Raw genomic sequence first — 16312 nt, 5'->3', positions numbered from 1 at the left:
GGGTAGTTCATTCCGCCTCCCACACGGTGAGGCGCACGGGCGTCGGGTTGTAGCCGTTGCACGGATTGTTGAGTTGCGGACAGTTCGAGATCAGCACCGTGACGTCCATCTCCGCGCGCATCTCGACGTACTTGCCGGGCGCGGAGATGCCGTCCTCGAACGTGAGCCCGCCGAGCGGCGTGACGGGCACGTTCATGAAGAAGTTGACGTTGCCGACCAGATCGCGCTTGGTGAGCCGCGCGCCGGCGCCGCACGTGCAGTGCGCGATCGCGTTCAGGAAGCTGTCGCGGCAGTTGTGCATGTAACGCTTGTCGAGCGCATAGCGCACCGTGTTGCTCTCGGCCGCGCACGCGCCGCCGAGCGTGTCGTGGCGGCCGCACGTGTCGGCGACGATCGTCGCCATCGGGTTGCCGCGGCTCGACACGAGCACGCTGCCCGCGCTCAGGTACAGGTTGCGCTGCGCGCGGATCGTATCCTGCGCGCTGTAGCGCTCTTCGGGATCGTCGGTGCGGTAGAACAGCGTGTCGACGGCTTGGTTGCCTTCGAGGTCGAGAATGCGGAAGGTCTGCCCGCGCTTCAGGTCGTGCAGCCACGGGTCGCCTGCCTTCAGCGTGATGTCGTGGATCGCGTCGCGCGGGTCGAGTCGGCTTTCGATGATCGGCATGGTCTGGCTCCTCATGCGAACAGACGGTCGGTGTTGGCGAAGCCGCGCGTGTTCTCCGCGCATGCGCGCCGGCACGGGTCGTCGTCGGGTGCGGCGCCATCGGCCGGATACGCGCGGTACGCGATCAGCTTCACGGCTTTCGGCGCATAGTCCGGGCGCGGATCGAGCGGATGCGGCGCGGTCGAGAACGCCGCGAGCGTATTCATCTCGAAGCGCAGGTCGAACGCGCTGCCGGCCGGCGAATGTCCGGCGACGAAATCGAGCGCGCCGTCGTCGCGCGTATCCAGCTTGCTGAAGAAGTTGACGTTCGCGGCGAGGTCGCGCGCCGACAGCCCGTATTTCGCGAGCTCGAGCACGAGGCTGTCGCGGCCGTTGCGGATCATCGCGTTGCGATCGGCCTGGTACGACGACGTGCCGTACTTGTGCGCGAACAGCCGCGCATCGCCGACGCCGCCGAGCGGGTCGTGCCAGCCGAGCGTGTCGGCCGTGATCGACGCGATCACGCGCCCCATGTCGGTGTACAGCACATGGCCGCGCGTCAGATGCGCGGTGTGCTGCGCCTTCAGCGTATCGGCCATGTTGTAGCGTTCGAGCAGGTCTTCCTGACGATGGAAGACGGCGGACAGGTTCGCGCCGCCGTCGATATCGACGACGCGCAGCGCGAGACCGCGGCGCAGGATGCCGGACCAGTGGGTTCCGGCGGGAATCAGCGTTTCCCACGCGACGTGTGGCGGCGGGGCAAGGACGGCTTGGGGGCTCGGCGACATGGCGGCTCCGGGATCGGTTGGACAAAAGGCGTGAGAGGGCGACCGAACGACATCGCGACCTCCCGGGCTTTTATCCCTCCGTGGAGCCTCGCCGTTTCCTCTCGTCGAGGCGAAGGCAAGACCGGATTGCTCTCGGACCAGGCATCGCGCGGCGCACGCCGCACGACCGGAACCCTAGCGATCCTGAAGATGATGCAAATTGCTTCGCACCTCTCGGGCGTCGAATAAGCGAGTTGCGTGCCAGCCGCCGCGCGATGACCGTACGACGAGGCTCGGCGGCGCGATGCCGCGAGGCAAGCGAATGGCCGACGCGTGAGCTTGCCCTCGCAGCGGGCGCGCGGCGCACCATGCGCACGCAACCGCGCACCGGTGCAGTGCGTGTCGCGCGCTCGTCCACCGTGCGATCCGCGATGGCATGCGCATTGCTGAACCCATGCACCGTCACCTCATACCCTCTCCTTCATGAACAAGCTCGACCTGCTCCGGCGCGCACTGAGCGCGCTGTTCGCCGCCCGCTTCATCGAACTTCAGCGCACCGTGCGCCGCCGTTGAATCGCAGTGCCGCGCGCCGTTGGCACGCTTCTCGCTCGGCATGACGCCGAGGGGTGCGGCGGTGTCGCATCTTAGGGATGCTAGGGTTCCGGTTCATCGAACGTCTGGTCCGAGAGCAGCCCGGCGCGGGTGCGTCCGATCGCGAGACCGGATGCACGCGTGCTACACGGCGGGACAAAAGCCCGGGAGATTGGCGATGGCAACGACCGTCGCGCCTCTCCGTGGCCGCCTCTTTCGTTCCGCATCCGCAGGAACCGGTCACGCAGCCGGACCGTGTGCTCGCGCACGGCCCGTATCGACGATCCCGATCCCGGTCTCCTGGAGAACAACGATGACCCGTCCCGCCCCGGCGTTCCGCCGCCTGTCGTCCTTCCGTTTCATCCGTCATGCATTGGGCGCCGCCGCCGCGGCTGCTGCGCTATGGGCCGCGCCTGCCGCGCAGGCGGCCGCGCCGCTCAAGATCGGCTACAGCGACTGGCCGGGCTGGGTTGCCTTCCACGTCGCGCTCGACAAGGGCTGGTTCAAGGAAGCCGGCGTCGACGTCGATTTCGAATGGTTCGATTATTCGGCGTCGCTCGACGCGTTTTCCGCGGGCAAGCTGGACGCAGTCGCGGCGACCAACGGCGATGCGCTCGTGACGGGCGCATCCGGCGCGAAGAACGTGATGATCCTGCTGACCGACTACTCGGCCGGCAACGACATGATCGTCGCGAAGCCGTCGCTGCGCACCGTCGAGGCGCTGAAGGGCAAGAAGGTCGGCGTCGAGCTCGGGCTGGTCGACCACCTGCTGCTCGAAACCGCGCTGCAGAAGCACGGGCTCAAGGACAGCGACGTCACGCTCGTGAATGCGAAAACCAACGAGTTGCCGCAGGTGCTCGGTTCGTCGGCCGACATCGCGGCGGTGGCCGCATGGCAACCGAATGCGGGCGAGGCATTGAAGCGTGCGCCGGGCGCACGGGCGATCTTCACGTCGGCGGATGCGCCGGGCCTGATCTACGATGCGATCACGGTTGCGCCGGCGAGCCTCGCCGCACGCCGCGCCGACTGGGCGAAGGTCGTCAAGGTCTGGTATCGCTGCGTCGCGTACATCAACGATCCGAACACGCAGGCCGATGCGGTCAAGATCATGTCGGCGCGTGTCGGGCTCGCGCCGGCGCAATACCTGCCGCTGCTGAAGGGCACGCACCTGCTCGACGAGGCGGCCGCGAAGCGTGCGTTCCGCAAGGGCGACGGGCTCGATTCGATCTACGGCTCGACGCGCAATGCGAATGCATTCAATGTGCGTAACGCGGTGTACAAGCAGTCGCAGGACGTCGACGCGTATATCGATCCGCGGGTCGCCGACGCGCATTGACGGCGGCACGCCCGCCAGCGCGGCGGCACGCCGCGCCGGCGGATACTCCGGGCCGGTCGCCTGCTTCGTACTGTAGTGATGGTTATCTCGCTGCGGAGACCTTCCGCCATGTGTCCCATTGCATGGCTGCGACGCGCGATAGCCGTTGCCGCGAGATGCGAACGGTTGAATCCGCCGCCGAACGCGGACGTTCGTCCCCGGAGTTTCCGGCAAATCCGCGACGATCCTTTTTTGTCTGGATCGGGTCACGACGACGCGGTATCGAGTGTCGGTGGGTGATCAGGAACATCACGAAGTCCGTGAGTCGGCTGTCGAGATGATCGGCAAGCAGGCCACCATCGAGGCTCTATGACTGCCCGGCCGGTGGCATGACAAAGAGGCGTTCGTCCCACACCACGGGTTGAGGATCTGTCACGACGATTCGCGCCGCGTCAGGATGTGCCGGATTCACCAGCACGTTGAACTCTGTCCGGACGACGACGGAAGGGACGATCAGGAGCGCTGTCCTCAATTCGGTCAGCCATGCGTCGCCGAACTGCCGTGCTACCTGCAGTGCCGCCGCATCCCATTCTCTCGGCAACGTTTCTGCCGTGTGGCGTTCGACGCTGACACCGTCGGGAACGGTTGCTTCGACCCATCCGTGCGTTTTCGGCACCTTGCCGATGCGCGCGTGCACGAGCACCTCGAGCATCGCGCCTGCAAAGGTGGACGCCGCATAGATCACCGGCCGGCCCGGGTGATTGAAACGGCCACCAACGAGCATCGCGCCCGTGCCGCTCCAGATCGTGTGTCGCATGTCAGCGATGCGAAACAACTTCATGCCGGCAGCCCGTAGAACAACTTCCAGAGCAGCTCTTCGACGCGGCGCGCACCGAGTTCGGTCAGTGCGACATCGAGTGGCGCCCGCCCCTCGAGTTCAGGGTGAGGCGTCGACAGAAATTGCCGCGCATCCTCTTCATCGTTCCAGACGTAGGTGGTCGTGGCCACGATGCGGGCGAGGCGCTCGGTCTTCTCCGATTCGTCCAGCGTCAGCCGATCGCGACGTCGTTTGTAGGTCGCCTCAGGGATGATGCGAGCGAGCAGCGCGCGCCGGGCATCGGCACCCTGCGTCGCATGTTCGACGCCAGCCCGCAGCGCAGACTTCGGCAGACCATCGCGCACGAGCGCTTCCAACTCCGCCAGCGTGTGCGGGACCGGCTGCAGTCCCATGACCGCGGCTACCGCTTCGGGGGTAACAAGTGACATGTCGGCTCCCAGCCTGGTATCAGATGATACTCGATTGTAGAGCATTTGATCCATTATCGGAGAGAGATGGTTCGCGCCACCGCGGCGATCTTGCCGACGACACAACGGTCATTTCCGTGTTCGCACGGGGTGCAAGTGTCAAGCGGACCCGACTGCGGCCGCGCTGACCGTATTCGATGCCGGTTGTTTCGCCGCACAAGTCGCCAATCAGGCCAGCGTCGTTGCTATCCAACCAACGCGCGCACGCATTGAACTCGGCTTACCTCACTTTCTAGTACGGCGCGGGCGCGATTGGTGCGGCCGTGGCGGGCATGGTCGAAATCAGTGCTAGCTGGCAAGCGCTCGCGCTGTTGGCGACGATTGCAGCGGCGACTGCGGCCGTTATTGGCGCCCGCGACATGACACGCGAGCCGGCCGGAAATCGCACAGGCCTTCAACCCCACAACACGGATACGAGCGGTCATTCGGTGTTTTAAAAAGCAGCCAATACTCGGTTACGGCCCGTTGCTACTGAAGTTCAGCAAGACAATCCCGGATATCGCGGTAACTGATCCGATCGCCTTAACTGCGTTAAACGATTCGCCAAACCATACGATACCGATCACCGCCGTCAGCGCGGCGCTGCTTCCCGCCCACGCGGCGTAAGCCATACTCATTTCGATCGTTTTAGTCGCGACCGCCATCAGAAATACAGCAGCCACGTAGCACATGACGGTCACTACTGACGGAAGGGTGAAACCAGCGGAGAGATCGAGGGCTGTCGTGCCGAGTGACTCAGCGGCGACACTTGCAGCAAGAATGAGCCAGGAGGCCTGAATGGGGGGCATACGCATACCTCGCCAGCTCCACGTTTATACCGAACGTTAGAGCAAGCGGAAAAAGGTAGCGGTACCCCGAGACTTTGAAAAAAAAGGTCTCAAAACGAGGAGCGGTTGTCAACGATGTTCAATATGTCTTTGAGTGTCATATTGTGGCCGAACGCGGACGGCATGCCCCGCGTACTCCATAAATCTGCGATGAACCGTCGTTACCACCGATAGCAGTCGCGCATGGCGTCGACAGCCATAGCGATCCGGTTCGCGAACAGGAAGTCGTCCAATGCCGGGGGCGACGCGATCTTCGGAAATCGCATTGAAGATTGAACGGAGTTCGTTCCAGTCGCCGTCGGCCCGAGAAAGTAGTTCGATGACCGTCTGCGTGTCGCATGCGCCGAGCTCTCGTTCCACGAGCGCGCGCAGGTCACCAGCATTGATCGCGGGCGGCTCAGCCGCCCGTTCCATACACTCACGCACTGATTCCTCGCGCCGAGCGCGTCGCCGTGATGACTTCCCACGGCGTGTGCATCCCGCAGCAGGTGCGGTAACGACAGGCCGGCGTGCTGGACGCGGTAGCCGCCCGACGGTGACAACGTCACACCGCAACGACGCGGGTTCGGTCAATGCGGATCGGCCATGAACGTCGCCGAATCAGAACTGATGACGCATGCCCACCGTCACTGCCACTTGCGTTCCCGTCGACGATGGCGAGAGGGTGTTGATCATCGCCTCTCCGAGCGTGGAGCCCGCCGGTGCGCCATGCACATGTTGATAAACGCCCTCGAGGTAAAGGTCGGTGCGCTTGCTCAGCGAATAGTCGGTCTGAAGCATGGCCGTATGCCATGCGGGAGACGCGGTCGTCACGCCACTGCTGTATGCGCCATCCGTGAACGTGTATGCCCCGGATACGCTCCACGCCGGCGTGATCGCGTAGCGCGCATTCAACTCGTAATTGTCGACGCGCAGGTTGCCGCCGATCGGCAGATAGCTGCCGAGGCCGAGGGAGATGACGCTCGCCATGTTGTCGATCTGCGTATGGCTCCACACCAGTCCGACGGTCGCCGGGCCGAACGTGTAGTTACCGCCTGCGCCCCAGATACGCTGACGTTGCGCGATAAAGTTGGCACTGCCGTCGCCTTGCGCAATGGCGCCATTCTGGTTGGTGCCGATGACGCCGCCCCCGGGATTGCTGAACTGGAGGTAGCCGCCGGCAAGGTTGACCGGACCCTGCGCATACGACACGCTGAAGCCATACGCGCGATTGTTCGCGAAGCCCCCGGCCTTGTTGCTGAAGGAGTACATGCCTTCGAACGTAATTCCGTTCCAGGTTGGGCTCACGTACTTGACCGTGTTGTTGACGACCACCGAGTCTGCCGCGAGGTTGTCGTTCTCGAACGGATGGGCGGCCATATTGCCGCCCCACGCGTTGCTGCAGGTCGTTGAGCACGTCGAACTGCCGCCCGAACGTGACGGTACCGTATGGATCGCTTTGCAGCCCGACCCACGCCTGAGATCCGAAGCCGTCACCGGCGAACGCCTGGGTACCGTTGTTCAGGTTGAAGCCCTGCTCCAGCTTGAAGATGGCGTGCAATCCGCCGCCGAGGTCTTCCGAGCCCTTGAGACCAAAGACTGTGTTCTGGGTCGAGCTCGTGCCCATTTGCCAGTTGCTGTGACCCGTCTGATTGTTCGTGTAGACGATGCCCGTATCGATCACACCGTACAGGGTGACGCTGCTTTGCGCGTGTACCGATACTGCAAACGCTCCAGTAACCGCGAGTGCCAACATCGATTTCTTCATGCCTGCGAGCTCCACGATTGAGTCAAACAACGAATCCGAATTCTTCGAGCCGAAGACGAGGCCGGCTCATTGCAACGTCGACGGGTTCGAACATGTGCCGTCTGCAACGTGACTTGTCGCCGAGTAGGCGCCGTCAATAATGGTGGGAGGCCAGTATTGCCACCAGCTGACCGAGGGTTGCGATTGCGACCGCAAGATAAGTCGGCTTCTCGAGAAAAAAACCAATTACGCCCGCTTTGTCACTTTGGTTTCGCCACATACCGATATAGCCACGCGTCAGGATCAAGCCGAACAGGAAACTGAATCCGAACCACGCGCCCATCCACTTGCTTCTTTCGACGAACTCTTCCGCAAACGCGAACATCGTTAGACACGCTATCTGGGATGCGAGCACAACCAATACGGCGGGGTGACGCTGATTGTTGTCTTTCATGAACCCGCTCTCGTAATGCTCTGCACAACGAATAGCGCTGCGAAAAAATACCCTGTCGCGCCCAGCGTGTGCCGCACGGCATTCCATAGCCGCAATGCAAGGTACCCCGCGTTTCATGTTTCGCCTGGCAGACGGCAACCGATTTCGGCTTTTCACCTGAAGCCAATGTCGGACCTGCATTCAAAACGGAATGCGTATGCCGGCACGCTTGCGGCAAAGAGACGACTGGAAGCAACGCGCAATGCGAACTTGCCGCGAATGCTCGATGGTGCACGGCCAATCATGACTGGGTGCTTCAATTGCGCGAATCACGGCACGCCCGTCTCGGGCGTCAGTGGTGGTGCGCACGCTGGCTCGGGAACGCGAACCTCCGGACAATCAGCGAGCTATCGCCCGCAACCGAAGCAGGTCAGGACGCCTTGATCACGAGCGCCGCCCTCGTGAAATTCGGAATCGCGAAGCCCCGTGCCGTGACGCGGCCTACGCCGGCCCGCAAATCGGCCCGCGAGTGCGGGCCGGTACGAGTCGTTCCGTTTCCAAAGGTGCACGGGCAGGCGTCGGCGCTCGCTGATAACTCAGTGGCCCCGAGTGATTACTCGATTGCCTCGCCGTGGAGGATCACGTCGAGGCCTTCGCGCTCTTCCTCCTCCGACACGCGCAGGCCGATCACCATGTCGATCACTTTCAGCAGGATGAAGCTCAGCACGCCGCTGTAGACCAGCGTGATCGCGACGCCCTTCAGCTGAAGCATGACATTGCCGTCGGCACCGCCGATGTCCTTGACCGCGAACACGCCCGTCAGCAACGCGCCGAGAATCCCGCCGATGCCGTGCACGCCGAACGCGTCGAGCGAATCGTCGTAGCCGAGCTTCGACTTGAGCCACGTCGCCGACCAGAAACACACGACGCCGGCGGCGATGCCGATCACGAGCGCGCCCGTCACACCGACGAAACCGGCGGCCGGCGTGATCGCCACGAGGCCTGCGACCGCACCCGACACGATGCCGAGCACCGACGGCTTGCCCTTCGCGATCCATTCGGCAAACATCCAGCCGAGCGCCGCGCAGGCCGTGGCCACTTGCGTCGTCAGCATCGCGAAACCGGCACGGCCGTCGGCCGCGACCGCGGAACCCGCGTTGAAGCCGAACCAGCCGACCCACAGCATCGAGCCGCCGATCATCGTCAGCACCAGGTTGTGCGGCGCCATCGAGTCGCGGCCGTAGCCGACGCGCTTGCCGAGCACGAGGCACGACACGAGGCCCGCGATACCGGCGTTGATGTGCACGACCGTGCCGCCCGCGAAGTCCAGCACGCCGTCGGCTGACAGCCAGCCAGTCGGCTCCCACACCATGTGCGCGATCGGCGCATAGACGACCAGCGACCAGAGCGCCATGAACACGAGCATCGCCGAGAACTTCATCCGGTCGGCGAACGCGCCGCAGATCAGCGCCGGCGTGATGATCGCGAACGTCATCTGGTAGACGAAGTAGACCGATTCCGGAATCGTCGTCGCGAGGTGGCTGACGGTCAGCGTCGTCGCCTTGTCGCCCTTGATGTAGTTCATGCCGTGCAGGAACACGCGCGAGAAGCCGCCGATGAAGCCGTTGCCCGGCGTGAACGCGAGGCTGTAGCCGACCACCGTCCACAGCACCGTGATCACCGCGGTGATCGCGAAGCTCTGCATCACGGTCGCCAGCACGTTCTTCTTGCGGACCATGCCCGCGTAGAACAGCGCGAGGCCGGGGACCGTCATGAACAGCACGAGCGCGGTGGACGTCAGCATCCACGCGGTGTCGCCCGCGCTGATCTTCGACGAATCGACCGAGAACGGCGCGGTCGGCGCAGCCGGGGCGGAGGCGGCGGCGGTGGCAGATGCGTCGGTGGCGGCTGGCGCGGCAGCAGCCGAAGCGTCGGCCGGTGCCGAAGCGGCAGGCGCGGATGCAACCGCGGCGGACGCCGCGTCGTCCGCGAGCGCGGAGCCGACGCCGGTCGCGATCAGCGAGCCGGCCATCAGCAGGGACATCAGAAGTTTGCGCATCTTGGGTTTCCTCTAGTCGCGTGTCTTGTCTGTTCTCGTTACAGCGCGTCCGCGCCTGTCTCCCCGGTCCGGATCCGGATCACCTCCTCGATCGGCGTGACGAAGATCTTCCCGTCGCCGATCTTGCCGGTGCGCGCGGCCCGCTCGATCGCTTCCACCGCCTGGTCGACGAGATCGTCGGACACGGCCGCCTCGATCTTCATCTTCGGCAGGAAATCGACCACGTACTCGGCGCCCCGGTACAGTTCGGTGTGCCCCTTCTGCCGCCCGAAGCCTTTCACCTCCGTCACGGTGATGCCGGAGACACCGAGGCTCGACAGCGCCTCGCGCGTCTCATCGAGCTTGAACGGCTTGATGACTGCACTTATCAGTTTCATTTAGGTTCCTCTTTCACTAAGCCAACAAACGTCGATGCCGATAGGCCGGTCCGATTGGATAGGCAACTGTCATGCCAGCCAAAGCATTACGCGTGCAGCAAACGCTGGATACGTCCACCTGTGTGTCATGCATCGTGTTGTCGGAAGCTGCATCGGCGGCATCGAAGCAGCAATGAAACGCTTGCGTCTGGTTTGACCCCGGAAATGATTTTCCGGAAATATCTTTGCATTCCTCATTGATCAGCGGATGCAATCGATGCACCATGGCCGGGCACGTTTTTCGGCTGTCGACCCAAATGTGTGCATCCGTGCTCGGCTACGGTTTCCTCGATCATTACAACTCGTCGGCAATGACCTTTCCGTATGCTTTTCTTTCCCTTGCGCGTGTTCGTGACGCTGTCGTCGAATCCGATGTCGCTGCTCGACGGTAGCGCCTGCACATAACTGTGAACATGCGAAGCGCTTACACGTTGCAAGCTGCCGTCGCGGTCGCGCTAGCTCAAACGGCTGTTGAGGTGCGAAAGCACGCATTCCATCAGCAGAAAGCGGACGTTCCACATCGGCGGCAGAGAGATGGGCCGACAGTTGCCCCGCGGTCCGCGACAGAAACTCGGCCGACGCAGGAAAAGGAGGTGGTGCTGGAAACCAGCAGCAAATGTGGCGTTCAGCAATTGATGATCGGGGACGTTCGACTTCATCGTCGCATCACCGGCGAACTCGTCAGCATGTGCGCACGAGCGATGGTTTGCAGGCGCCATCCTGACTTTTCGTTGCTCGCGACCGATCTTTGGTGCGGACGCAGCGAGCAGCACGAAGCCAAAGGTACATGTCGGCCTGCGCCTACTCGGACCTGACTGGAACAGCAGCGGGCCGCGGACTCAACCGGCCAGAATCCCCGAGCCTGGGCAACCAGGCGAACGCGATCGCCATCAGCGCCGATCCGGCGACGAGCATCGGGACGACCATAGGCCACGCACCAAACCGATGATGCGGATCAACGAAGGCCGATGCGGTCTGCCCCACGCAGAACGCGGCGCACATCATGATGAAGCCGGACCACGACACCGCACGTCCCGCCTGGTGCGGCAGGCCACCCACCGCACCGGCCTGTCCGCAAGGCTGGTGGATGCCGTGTCCCAGGCAATACACTCCGTGGCCCAGCAGCAGCGGCCATGCGCTGCCGGGCAACAGCCAGCAGCCGAGCCCCTGAATGACCGCCCCCGAAAGGCTCAGCACGGCGCCTTGGCGCACGGTTCGCAACACGCCCTGGCGACACAGCAGGCGCCTGCAACCCATCGTGCTCAGCATGTAGACGAGCGAGCCGCCAGCGGGGATCCAGCCATATCGCTCGGGCGACAGGCCAAGGTAGCCGATGTAGACCATCGGCGAAAGCAACAGAAAGCAGAACATGCCGCAGTAGGTGACGGCAGCCAGCAGCGCCCACGCGCGGAATTCGGCACTCTCGAAGATTTCGCGGATGCCGCCGGCCGGCGTCCGCGCCCCCTCCGTGCGCTGAACGGTTTCCTCGAAGCTGCGCCAGCACGCCACGCACAGCACGAGCGCGTACAGGCTCATGACCGCGAGCACCCAGCGCCAGCCGAGATGCTGCGCAATATAGGCGCCGATAATCGGCGCAGTCAGTGCCGTCGCGCCCAGCCCCGTGAGGCCGCGAGCCATCACATGGGGCCCTTCGCTGGCGGGATAGAGGTCGCGCACGGCCGCGCGCGCACACACGAGAATGGCCGCCATCGCCAGCCCCTGGAACGCGCGCGCCACCGTCAGCATCGACGCAGTCGGCGCGAGTGCACCGGCCAGCGCCGCGATGGTGTAGCCCCCGAGACCCGCCAGCAGCACCGGCCGACGCCCATAGCGGTCGGCCAGGCTACCCATCGGCAACTGCCCCATGCCGAACACGAGCGCGAACACCGTGAGGCTGGTGCTCGCTGAACCGAGTGCCGTCGCGATCGCGGGCAGCGCCGGCAGATAGCTGTCGGTCGCGACGGGCTGCGCGGCGAGCAGAAACGGAAGGAGTAGTGCAAAACTCAGCGGGCCGCGGCGGCTCATGCAGGTATGTCCTGAAGCAGATCCTTCACGCGGCCGACCATCGTGGCGATGTCCTAAAAACTGCGGTCGGCACGCGAAGCATTCTCAACAACGAGTGTCAAAGCAACTCAGTACGCAATGGTCGACGTGCGTCGGAGTTCTTCGGCAGTCGCACTGCCGAAACCGAAGAACTCCAGATAGGCCGGGATCATTTCGAACAGCATGTCGGTGCCCACCTGCACTTCGCAGCCCTTCTCACGTGCTGCACGCAGGAACGGCGTGTACTCCGATTTCATCACCACCTCGCCCACGAAGCAGCCAGGCGCGATGCGCTCAACATCGAACGGCAACGGATCGTCCGCGTTCATGCCTAGCGGCGTCGCGTTCACCACGACGTCGAAGCCATCCGGATCCTTCGAGCCGGTGCTGACGTTCAGAGCCGGATAGTGCGTGCGCAGCCGCTGCGCGAGTCCGTCGGCCGATTCGGGCCGCGTATCGTACAGCGCCAGTTCGCCGACGCCCGCCGCCGCGAGCGACGCGGCAATCGCCGAACCGACACCGCCCGCGCCCGACATCAGCACCCGCGCGCCCTCCAGCCGCCGGCCCTTGCGCAACACACCGCGCACGAACCCCGCGCCGTCGAACTGGTCGCCCAGCAACGTGCCATCGGGACGCCTGAGCACCGCGTTGCACGCGCCGGCGATGCGCACGGCGGGTGTGACTTCATCGACGAGCCCGACCGTCGTCACCTTGTGCGGCATCGTGATGAGCGCGCCGCGCAGGTTCGTGAAGCGGAAGATCGACTTGAAGCTCTGCTCGTAGTCCTCCGCTTTGACGCCCATCGGCACGACCACCGCGTCGATGCCCTTCTGCTCGAACCAGGGGTTGTAGATCATCGGCGACTTGAAGCTCTCGGTCGGATAGCCGATGTGCGCAATGAGGGTGGTCTTTCCAGAAATCATGGCGGGTATGTGCTCCTCTCGGACGACAGTCAGGCGCGCGCGGTAAAGGCCAGTGCCCGCTGGCGCTCGTACTCGGCCTTGTCCACCGCATGTGCATCGGACTGGCCCAGCTCGTTCATGGGAACCCGATACGTCTCCCGCGTGCTGAGCGCGGCCAGCGCGGCGATCACCGTGACGCCGAATGCGAGCGCGCCGACCGTGAGCCAGATGTTGGCCGCTCCCGGCGGCGCGATGGCCGTGAAGAGCGCCGGCAGCATCGCCGTGATGGCCGTGCCGACGTTCTGCGAGATCGCCATTCCGGAGACACGCGTGCGCGTCGGGAACAGTTCGGGGTAGAAGCTCGGGAACACCGCGTTGTAGCCCTGATAGACCACGCCCCACATCAGCAGCGACATCACGAAGGCGACCGGCACATTATGGATGCTGATTGCGTACAGATAGCCGAAGGCAAGCAGGCCCGACAGCAGCGCGCCGACGATGATCGGCGGCCTGCGGCCGATCTTGTCGGACAGATTGCCGACATACGGAATCACCAGCACCGCGACGATGTTGCCCACCACCGGAATCCACAGATAGACGTCCTTCGCGAACCCGATGCCGTAGGCCGGCTGCACTGCGTATGCCGCGCCGAAGATGGTCGCCACCACCGGAATCACGTTCATCAGCGACATGCATGCCACGCGCAGCATGTTCGCCCAGCTGTACTTGAAGGCGTCCAGCACGGGCGAGCGAGGAAGTGCCTGCCGTTGCCCTTCTTCGGTGAAGGCGGGCGTCTCCTCGACCTCGCGCCGAATGATCCAGGCCGCAACGATGACCGCGCTGCTCAGCAGGAACGGAATGCGCCAGCCCCAGACGTTGAACTGCTCGGCGGGCATGTAGTGCGCAAGCGGCAGAAATACGGCTGCCGCGAGGATCTGCCCCGCCTGCACGCCTTGCAGCGTGAAGCTGGAGTAGAAGCCACGCCGGCCGAAGGGCGCGTGCTCCAGGATCATCGAGCTCGCGCCGGAGATCTCGCCCGCCACGGCGAAGCCCTGAATCAGACGCAGGATCACCAGCAGCACGGGCGCGAGCAGGCCGACCTGTTCGTAAGTCGGCAGCAGGCCGACACCGATCGTCGAAAGCCCCATGAGGAACATGCACCAGAGCAGCACGTTCTTGCGCCCGTGCGTATCGCCGAGGTGCCCGAGTACGAACGCGCCGATCGGCCGCGCGACATAACCGACACCGTAGGTCGCGAGCGAAGCGACGATCGCGGTCGTCGCATTGCCCTTTGGAAAGAAGATCTGCGGAAAGATCAACGCAGACGCAGTCGCGTAGATGAAGAAGTCGTAGTACTCGAGCGCCGAGCCGATCCAGCCGCTCGCCGCGGCTTTCTTCGACTGACGCCTGGCTTGAGGCTTGTGGTCCGTGTCTGTCTTCATGGATGTCTCCGGATTATGTGATCGGGCGACTGACCGGTGTCGCCTGTTGCATCGAGAGTAGTTCGATGCGACGACGTGACACAATGGCGATACGCACATGCGCGTTCGATCATCGCGCACGTGCGCGCGATTACCGAACGTTCCAAGGGTTTCTCCGGGGGCCGGCTGGTGTCGGCGTCGTTGACGGATAGTTTTCCGGGCTGCCTTGCTGCACGACCTTGCCGTCCTTGAGGATCACGATGTGATCGGCGATCTTGAGCGCCTCCTCGAGATCGTGCGTGATGAACACGATGGTCTTGGTCAGTTCCCGCTGCAACTCGATCAGCAGGTCCTGCATGTCGGCACGGGTCAGCGGATCGAGCGCCGAGAACGCCTCGTGCATCAGCAGCACGTCGGCGTCCGAGGTCAGCGCCCGCGCGATCCCGACCCGCTGCTGCATGCCGCCCGACAGCTGGTGCGGGTAGCGGCCCTCGAAGCCCGACAGGCCGAGACGAGCGATCCAGCGCCGTGCCTCCTGCTGCACGGCCGGCCTGGCCTGACCGCGCACCTTTTTCGCCAGGCCGACGTTGTCGAGCACGGTCAGGTGCGGCATCAGCGCGAAGTTCTGGAACACCATCGACACGTTCGAGCGGCGGAACTCGAGCAACGCGCGCCCCGACAGGCGGGTGATGTCGCGCCCGTCCACGAGGATCTCGCCGGCGGTCGGCACGATCAGGCCGTTGAGATGGCGGATCAGCGTGGATTTGCCCGAGCCCGACAGGCCCATCACCACCGTGATCGCACCGGCACGCATGTCGACGTTGATGTCGTGAAGCCCGATTACGTGGCCATGCTTGTCGAGCAGTTCGGCCTTGAGGAGCAGGTGCTGATTACGACCGGGGGCGCAGTGCCCTTGTCGTCGGTGCCGCTGTGTGACCTGAGCGATATCTGAGCGAGGACGCCGGCGGGTGGCGTATTGCCGCCGAATCGGATGTGCAGCCAATACGATTCGCCGACAGGGTATTGCCTGAAATCGCCAATTCCGGCCGGGGCACGTGCTGCGTTTCCGATGAGTCCGCAGGCACGCTGAAACGGGGCGCTTCGAGCAATGTGGCGGCCCGTTTTACTCATGAAGGCGGGCGTCGGGCCAAAAGCAGTCGACGTCCGGAATTGGCCAGCCGCCCGATCCATCATGTCGATAGCGCTCACATGTTCGGATAGTTCGGCCCGCCACCGCCTTCGGGCGTCACCCACACGATGTTCTGCGTCGGATCCTTGATGTCGCAGGTCTTGCAGTGCACGCAGTTCTGCGCGTTGATCTGCAGCCGGTCTTCGTCCTGCTCGTTTTTCACGAACTCGTAGACGCCCGCCGGGCAGAAGCGCGCTTCGGGTCCTGCGTAGGTGGTCAGGTTGATGCCGACCGGCACGAACGGATCCTTGAGCGTCAGGTGCGCCGGCTGGTTCTCCTCGTGGTTCGTGTTCGAGATGAACACCGACGACAACCGGTCGAACGTCAGCTTGCCGTCCGGCTTCGGATACTCGATCGGCGTGCATTGCGACGCGGGCTTCAGCATCTCGTGATCCGCGTGCTTGTGGTGCAGCGTCCACGGCACGTTGCCGCCCATCAGCTTCTGCTCGAGCCCCACCATCAGCGTGCCGAGGTACAGGCCCTTGGCCATCCACTGCTTGAAGTTGCGGGCGCGGTACAGCTCCGTGTACAGCCACGATTGCTTGAACGCATCCGGGTACGCGTTCAATTCGTCCGACTGACGGCCGGCCTGCACCGCGTCGAATGCGGCGTCGGCGGCCAGCATGCCGGTCTTGATCGCCGCGTGGCTGCCCTTGATCCGCGACGCGTTCAGGA

General features: G+C 64.0%; 14 protein-coding genes, 2 pseudogenes and 2 riboswitches. Of the genes and pseudogenes, 1 reads left to right on the top strand and 15 read right to left on the bottom strand.

All coding sequences use genetic code 11. From position 1 onward, the window contains the following. Positions 1-7 precede the first annotated feature (7 nt). Both O1Q03_RS07985 and O1Q03_RS07980 read right to left on the bottom strand, forming a co-directional pair. On the bottom strand, positions 8-664 hold the full coding sequence (locus O1Q03_RS07985) for an urea amidolyase associated protein UAAP2 (protein WP_269502649.1): 657 nt from the start codon (positions 662-664) through the stop codon (positions 8-10). A gap of 11 nt (positions 665-675) precedes the next feature. Further along, positions 676-1431: an urea amidolyase associated protein UAAP1 gene (locus O1Q03_RS07980; protein WP_269502648.1), complete on the bottom strand. Its 756-nt coding sequence runs from the start codon at positions 1429-1431 to the stop codon at positions 676-678. Between the two features lie 57 nt (positions 1432-1488). Next, a riboswitch (guanidine-I (ykkC/yxkD leader) is annotated at positions 1489-1620 on the bottom strand. 432 nt (positions 1621-2052) lie between these two features. Next, positions 2053-2174, top strand: a riboswitch (guanidine-I (ykkC/yxkD leader). Positions 2175-2314: 140 nt separating this feature from the next. Between O1Q03_RS07980 and O1Q03_RS07975 the strand changes: the two genes are divergently transcribed. After that, positions 2315-3337: an ABC transporter substrate-binding protein gene (locus O1Q03_RS07975; RefSeq protein ID WP_269502647.1), complete on the top strand. Its 1023-nt coding sequence runs from the start codon at positions 2315-2317 to the stop codon at positions 3335-3337. Positions 3338-3683: 346 nt separating this feature from the next. Here the strand turns inward: O1Q03_RS07975 and O1Q03_RS07970 are convergent, their stop codons facing one another. The 13 genes and pseudogenes from O1Q03_RS07970 to O1Q03_RS07910 form a co-directional block, all read right to left on the bottom strand. Further along, positions 3684-4157: an RES family NAD+ phosphorylase gene (locus tag O1Q03_RS07970; RefSeq protein WP_269502645.1), complete on the bottom strand. Its 474-nt coding sequence runs from the start codon at positions 4155-4157 to the stop codon at positions 3684-3686. Continuing rightward, the gene (locus O1Q03_RS07965) at positions 4154-4582 is read right to left on the bottom strand and encodes an antitoxin Xre/MbcA/ParS toxin-binding domain-containing protein (RefSeq protein ID WP_269502643.1); all 429 of its coding nucleotides are present in this window, start codon (positions 4580-4582) and stop codon (positions 4154-4156) included. Before O1Q03_RS07965 ends, O1Q03_RS07970 begins: the two co-directional genes overlap by 4 nt. A gap of 494 nt (positions 4583-5076) precedes the next feature. Then, positions 5077-5415 carry a DMT family transporter gene (locus tag O1Q03_RS07960; RefSeq protein WP_269502642.1) on the bottom strand — a complete coding sequence of 113 codons (339 nt, stop codon included), beginning with the start codon at positions 5413-5415 and terminating at the stop codon, positions 5077-5079. Positions 5416-6048: 633 nt separating this feature from the next. Further along, positions 6049-7195: pseudogene (locus O1Q03_RS07955) on the bottom strand (porin). 133 nt (positions 7196-7328) lie between these two features. Continuing rightward, positions 7329-7628, bottom strand: a complete 300-nt coding sequence (locus O1Q03_RS07950; protein WP_269502640.1) for a hypothetical protein — start codon at positions 7626-7628, stop codon at positions 7329-7331. Between the two features lie 592 nt (positions 7629-8220). After that, positions 8221-9666: an ammonium transporter gene (locus O1Q03_RS07945; RefSeq protein ID WP_269502638.1), complete on the bottom strand. Its 1446-nt coding sequence runs from the start codon at positions 9664-9666 to the stop codon at positions 8221-8223. 38 nt (positions 9667-9704) lie between these two features. Beyond that, positions 9705-10043, bottom strand: coding sequence for a P-II family nitrogen regulator (locus O1Q03_RS07940; protein WP_269502637.1), 339 nt, complete (start codon positions 10041-10043; stop codon positions 9705-9707). 16 nt (positions 10044-10059) lie between these two features. Next, complete coding sequence (locus tag O1Q03_RS07935) at positions 10060-10308, bottom strand: hypothetical protein (RefSeq protein WP_269502635.1); 249 nt, start codon at positions 10306-10308, stop codon at positions 10060-10062. A gap of 575 nt (positions 10309-10883) precedes the next feature. After that, complete coding sequence (locus tag O1Q03_RS07930; RefSeq protein WP_269502633.1) at positions 10884-12107, bottom strand: multidrug effflux MFS transporter; 1224 nt, start codon at positions 12105-12107, stop codon at positions 10884-10886. 107 nt (positions 12108-12214) lie between these two features. Beyond that, on the bottom strand, positions 12215-13048 hold the full coding sequence (locus O1Q03_RS07925; RefSeq protein ID WP_269502631.1) for a shikimate dehydrogenase family protein: 834 nt from the start codon (positions 13046-13048) through the stop codon (positions 12215-12217). A gap of 29 nt (positions 13049-13077) precedes the next feature. Then, the gene (locus O1Q03_RS07920; protein ID WP_269502630.1) at positions 13078-14469 is read right to left on the bottom strand and encodes an MFS transporter; all 1392 of its coding nucleotides are present in this window, start codon (positions 14467-14469) and stop codon (positions 13078-13080) included. A gap of 190 nt (positions 14470-14659) precedes the next feature. Continuing rightward, positions 14660-15322: pseudogene (locus tag O1Q03_RS07915) on the bottom strand (ATP-binding cassette domain-containing protein); the annotation flags it as partial. 331 nt (positions 15323-15653) lie between these two features. Next, the coding region (locus tag O1Q03_RS07910) for an electron transfer flavoprotein-ubiquinone oxidoreductase (RefSeq protein ID WP_269502629.1) at positions 15654-16312 on the bottom strand (659 nt) is incomplete at its 5' end.

This window comes from Burkholderia sp. IMCC1007 (assembly GCF_027257875.1).
In the GTDB taxonomy this organism is placed as follows: Bacteria; Pseudomonadota; Gammaproteobacteria; order Burkholderiales; family Burkholderiaceae; genus Burkholderia.
The sequence above is the reverse complement of the archived record's forward strand: the minus strand, read 5'-3'. Positions and strand labels throughout refer to the sequence as shown.

Coding starts and splice junctions, on each gene's coding strand:
- O1Q03_RS07985 (WP_269502649.1), bottom strand. CDS start 664: ATGCCGATCATCGAAAGCCGACTCGACCCGCGCGACGCGATCCACGAC.
- O1Q03_RS07980 (WP_269502648.1), bottom strand. CDS start 1,431: ATGTCGCCGAGCCCCCAAGCCGTCCTTGCCCCGCCGCCACACGTCGCG.
- O1Q03_RS07975 (WP_269502647.1), top strand. CDS start 2,315: ATGACCCGTCCCGCCCCGGCGTTCCGCCGCCTGTCGTCCTTCCGTTTC.
- O1Q03_RS07970 (WP_269502645.1), bottom strand. CDS start 4,157: ATGAAGTTGTTTCGCATCGCTGACATGCGACACACGATCTGGAGCGGC.
- O1Q03_RS07965 (WP_269502643.1), bottom strand. CDS start 4,582: ATGTCACTTGTTACCCCCGAAGCGGTAGCCGCGGTCATGGGACTGCAG.
- O1Q03_RS07960 (WP_269502642.1), bottom strand. CDS start 5,415: ATGCGTATGCCCCCCATTCAGGCCTCCTGGCTCATTCTTGCTGCAAGT.
- O1Q03_RS07950 (WP_269502640.1), bottom strand. CDS start 7,628: ATGAAAGACAACAATCAGCGTCACCCCGCCGTATTGGTTGTGCTCGCA.
- O1Q03_RS07945 (WP_269502638.1), bottom strand. CDS start 9,666: ATGCGCAAACTTCTGATGTCCCTGCTGATGGCCGGCTCGCTGATCGCG.
- O1Q03_RS07940 (WP_269502637.1), bottom strand. CDS start 10,043: ATGAAACTGATAAGTGCAGTCATCAAGCCGTTCAAGCTCGATGAGACG.
- O1Q03_RS07935 (WP_269502635.1), bottom strand. CDS start 10,308: ATGGTGCATCGATTGCATCCGCTGATCAATGAGGAATGCAAAGATATT.
- O1Q03_RS07930 (WP_269502633.1), bottom strand. CDS start 12,107: ATGAGCCGCCGCGGCCCGCTGAGTTTTGCACTACTCCTTCCGTTTCTG.
- O1Q03_RS07925 (WP_269502631.1), bottom strand. CDS start 13,048: ATGATTTCTGGAAAGACCACCCTCATTGCGCACATCGGCTATCCGACC.
- O1Q03_RS07920 (WP_269502630.1), bottom strand. CDS start 14,469: ATGAAGACAGACACGGACCACAAGCCTCAAGCCAGGCGTCAGTCGAAG.